At 69.7% G+C, this 3972-nt stretch carries 3 protein-coding genes; all 3 read right to left on the bottom strand.

What is annotated here, in order from left to right:
* Positions 1 to 221 precede the first annotated feature (221 nt).
* The gene (gene murJ / locus VIB55_RS02220; RefSeq protein WP_331875031.1) at positions 222 to 2057 is read right to left on the bottom strand and encodes a murein biosynthesis integral membrane protein MurJ; all 1836 of its coding nucleotides are present in this window, start codon (positions 2055 to 2057) and stop codon (positions 222 to 224) included.
* 54 nt (positions 2058 to 2111) lie between these two features.
* A complete protein-coding gene (bshC, locus tag VIB55_RS02215; protein WP_331875030.1) occupies positions 2112 to 3917 on the bottom strand; it encodes a bacillithiol biosynthesis cysteine-adding enzyme BshC in 1806 nt (601 codons plus the stop codon).
* Positions 3889 to 3972 (bottom strand): 23S rRNA (pseudouridine(1915)-N(3))-methyltransferase RlmH (locus VIB55_RS25425; RefSeq protein WP_349262982.1); only part of this gene is annotated, 84 nt, incomplete at its 5' end. The genes VIB55_RS25425 and bshC, both read right to left, overlap by 29 nt.

Here is a 3972-nt window from a genome sequence, read left to right as displayed (position 1 = left end):
CCTCCGCGCACAGGCCGCGGATCCCGGCGTCCTCGTACGCGCCCTCCGCCGCGTTCGCGCAGGTACGCCGGACGGCCTCGGCCACATCACGCATCTGCTTTTCCACATTGACGTTATCCACATTCACCTCACCCGGCCGTGGGGAATCTTCGATCGTGGAAAAAAGCGCGGCCGCCCGACGTGATCCGCCGGATGGCCGCGCATCCCCCGTACCATTCCCGTCAGCGCCGGCCCAGCATCCCCTTGATCCGGCGGAAGATGGCGGTGGACTGCTCCAGCCCCAGCGCCGCCGCGACGCCGAAGTAGACCACGCCGAACCCGCCCAGGATGATGGCGCCGCGGAAGATGGGAGGGAGCGCATCCGGCGGAACCACGAAGCGAAGGCCGTACGCCGCGCCAGCGCCCGCGCCCGCGGCGATGAACATGCGCAGCAGGGGGCCCGTCCCCGCCCCCACCGGGCCGATGGTCCCGCGCAGCGAGCGCTTCAGCAGCCACCATTCTACCCAGGCCGCGATGCCGCCGCCCAGCGCCAAGCCCACCGTCCCCAGCGGCTTGCCGCCGATCGTCACGTCGGACCACATGCCGCCGGGAATCTGAAAGCCGAGCTTCTCGAAATTGACGGCCTCGAACTGCAGCATCAGCGCGACGGAAAGGACGACGGAAAGCACCACGCGCACGATGGCGTACCGCGCCGGCGTCTTCGTGTCGCGAAGGGCGAAGAAGGTGGACGAGAGCAGGCGTGACGCGGTCGTCGCCAAAAGGCCGATGGAGAAGCCCACCAGCGTCAGCCAGACGACGATGGTGTCCGCGCGCCTGAACCCGCCGGACTGGAAGAGCGTGGCCACCACCACGTCGCCCAGCACCGTCATGGCGACGAACGAGGGGACGATGTAGAACGCGATGCGCTCCAGGGCGCCCGACGCGCGCTTGCGCAGCACCTCGGCCCCTTCGGCGCGCTGGCGCGCCAGCTCGGGCAGCTCCGCCGCGGCTACGGCCATGCCGAACAGGCTCACGGGGAGGATGTACAGCAGCTGGGCGTACTGCAGCGTGGCCAGGGCGCCCACGGCCAGCAGCGAGGCCAGGAAGTAGTCCAGGTAGCCGCTGATCTGCACCACGCCGCGCCCCATTACCGCCGGGCCCGCGTTGCGCACCGCTTCGCGCACCCCCTCCAGCTTGGGCGCCCACGTCACCCGCAACTCGCGGTTCAGCCGCAGCACCTTGGGAAGCTGCACCAGGAACTGCAGCACGCCGCCCGCCAGCGCGCCCCAGGCCAGGGCGATCACCAGCTTGTCCAGCGCCATCCCGCTCCCGAAGATCAGCAGCGTGCCGATCATCGCCGCGTTCCACAGCACCGGGGCGAAGTACGGCAGGAAGAAGCTGCGATGGCTGTTCAGAATGCCCAGCGACCACGCCGAAAGCACCAGGATTCCCGCCATGGGAAAGATGATGCGCGTAACGGTGACGGTCAGCTCCTGGCGCTCGCCCTCCAGGCCGGGGAAGAAGATGGTCACCAGGAACGGCGCGAAGAACACGCCGACGAGCGAGAGCGCGGCCGCCGCGGCCAGCAGCAGCGAGAAGATGGCGCCCGCGACGCGTCCGGCCTCCTTTTCCCGTCCCTGGTGCAGCAGTTCCGAATAGACGGGGATGAACGAGGCGCTCAGGGTGCCTTCGCCCAGCAGGTTCTGCAGCAGGTTGGGCATGCGAAGCCCCGCCGCGAACACGTCGGCGTACAACGAGGTGCCGAAGTACTGCGCGAACACGCGGGCCCGCACCAGGCCGGCGATGCGGCTGAGCAGAATGCCCGCGGCCACCAGCATGGACGCGGCGCCCGAGCTCTTGGCCGCCTTGGGGACCATCGCCGGGGGCTCCACGGCCTCGTCGGCGGGGTCGTACGACGCGGACGCGTCCTCCAGCGCCTCCAGCGCCGGCATCTCCATCGTGGCGTCCGGATCCGGCTGCAGCAGCCCGTCATTCGGCCGGTGGGGCGGCGGCTGCCAGAGGGTCCGGTCGTCGTCGTCGGGAACGTCGGGAGGCGGCGGGGCTCCGTCGCGGCTCATGGGCGCGTGCTCGTGAGAGAACGCCCACGCGGCATTGCCGGGCGGGCGAGAGGGTCAGGTACTCGGCCCGGGCGCGGGTGCATGGACCGCGCCATCCTCCTGCCCGAAGCGGATCTCCATGGCCGCGGCGATGTCATGGAGCAGCGTGGGCTGCATCGCCAGGAACGGCATCACGTTCAGCGTGCGCTCCTGCGGCGCCCCCAAGGGCATCAGGTAGTTGCGCACGAGGGGAAGGTCGTGGGTCAGCCCGCGGTCGCGCTTCTTGGCATGCGACAGGATCTTCCGCTCGGCCTCGGCGACGGCCAGGAGCGCGCGATTGCGCCGCGCGCCGAGCGCTCCCTCCAGGTTGGAATCGATCCCCTCCGCCGCGTCCATCACCGCGCCGAAGCGCTCCACGAGGGTCGTGCGCAGTGCGGCCAGGCTCTGGTGCACCTCCTCGGGGAGGCGCTTGCGAGCCATCCGCCCCAGCAGCTCGTGCTCCGGCATCCGCAGCTCGTCGTCCGTGACACCGAGCGCGGCTGCGGCTTTTTCCGCCACCTCGGGCACCAGGCGCACGGAAACGCGCGGGTACGCCACCGGCGGAAGGATGCCGTAGGCGTCGAACAGCGGCGCGATCTGCGCGAAGTAGGCAACTTCCGCCGGCCCGCCGACGTACGCCAGCGTCGGGAACACCGCCGATTCCACCACGGGCCGCAGGAACACGTTGGGACTGAACGACGCCGGCTCGGCAGCCATCCGCGCCGTGACCTCGTCGAGGGTGAACCGCTCCCGCGCGTCCTTCGCCACCCACCCGTCGCCGGCACGCGCCAGGCGCTCGCGGCCGGCCGGGCCGTGGTAGAAGACGTTGGCCGCGTCCTCCACCAGGGTCACCTGCCCGGGATACCCGGCCGCCTCCATCTCCGCCGTCCGCTCGCGCAACAGGCGCTCTTGGTCCGCCGCATCTGTTACATCCTGCTGCAGGATGTGGACGGAGGCTTGCTTCAGGGCTGGGTCCGCGGCGTCGGTCACCAGCAGGTCGAAGCCGGCGAACAGCTTCTCGACGGTCCCGCGGAACGCGCCCGCGACCGTCTCTCCCGGCGCATAAGGATCTAAAATCCTCGGCAGATCAACGGCGTTACTCCCATGTTGTGCAAGCAGTTCCCTCCATTGATCTACTACGGATTCTACATCCTCACCCAGCCGCATCTCGCTCATCGTTAACGGCCGGCCCTCCGTCGCCGCGACAGACATGCGGCGCAGCTTCCCCGCCCCGTCCACGCCGAAGGCATGGTTCACTTCGGCGAAATCGTGGTCCTCGGAGGCGCACCAGAAGACGGGGAGGACGATGATTCCCAGCTCCCGCTCCAGCGCTTCGGCCAGGCGGATGGCCGTGAGGATCTTGTGGATGGTGTACATGGGGCCGGTGAACAGCCCCGTCTGCTGGCCGGTGGTCACCATCGCCCCGCCCTGATCCACGAAGCGCGCCAGCCGCTCCGCCGCGCGGGCAGAGGTGGGGCGCACCGCCGAGGCCGCGATCTCCCGCTCCCGCCTGCCGAACCGCCCCTGCACCTCCGCCACCTTCTGGCGGAAAGACTCCAGGTCGCGCGGGTGCCCGGAAAAGAATCGCGCGGCCTCCGGCAGGCCCGACTGGTAGTCGTCGGCCAGGCGGTTGCCGCGCAGGGGCGAGATCTCGATCCGTAGTGTCAGTGGTGCCTCCCCGTCAGGATACGCGTTCGAACCGCAGGGAATAGGGATTGGGGACCAGGGAATTGCAAGGGGTATCCAACGCGATCGGCCACCCTCTGCACGAGAGTGGCCGACGATCGAGCGCGACCGTTGATCGGGGACGCCGTCACTCCCTGCCCTTGTGGTACGGCTCACCGCGGTTGATGGTGCCGGCCCGGTACAGCTGCTCCGTCAGCACCAGGCGCGCGAG

It is taken from the genome of Longimicrobium sp. (assembly GCF_036554565.1).
GTDB lineage: Bacteria > Gemmatimonadota > Gemmatimonadetes > Longimicrobiales > Longimicrobiaceae > Longimicrobium.
Note: the sequence above shows the minus strand (reverse complement) of the source record. Positions and strands in the feature narration are given on the sequence as shown.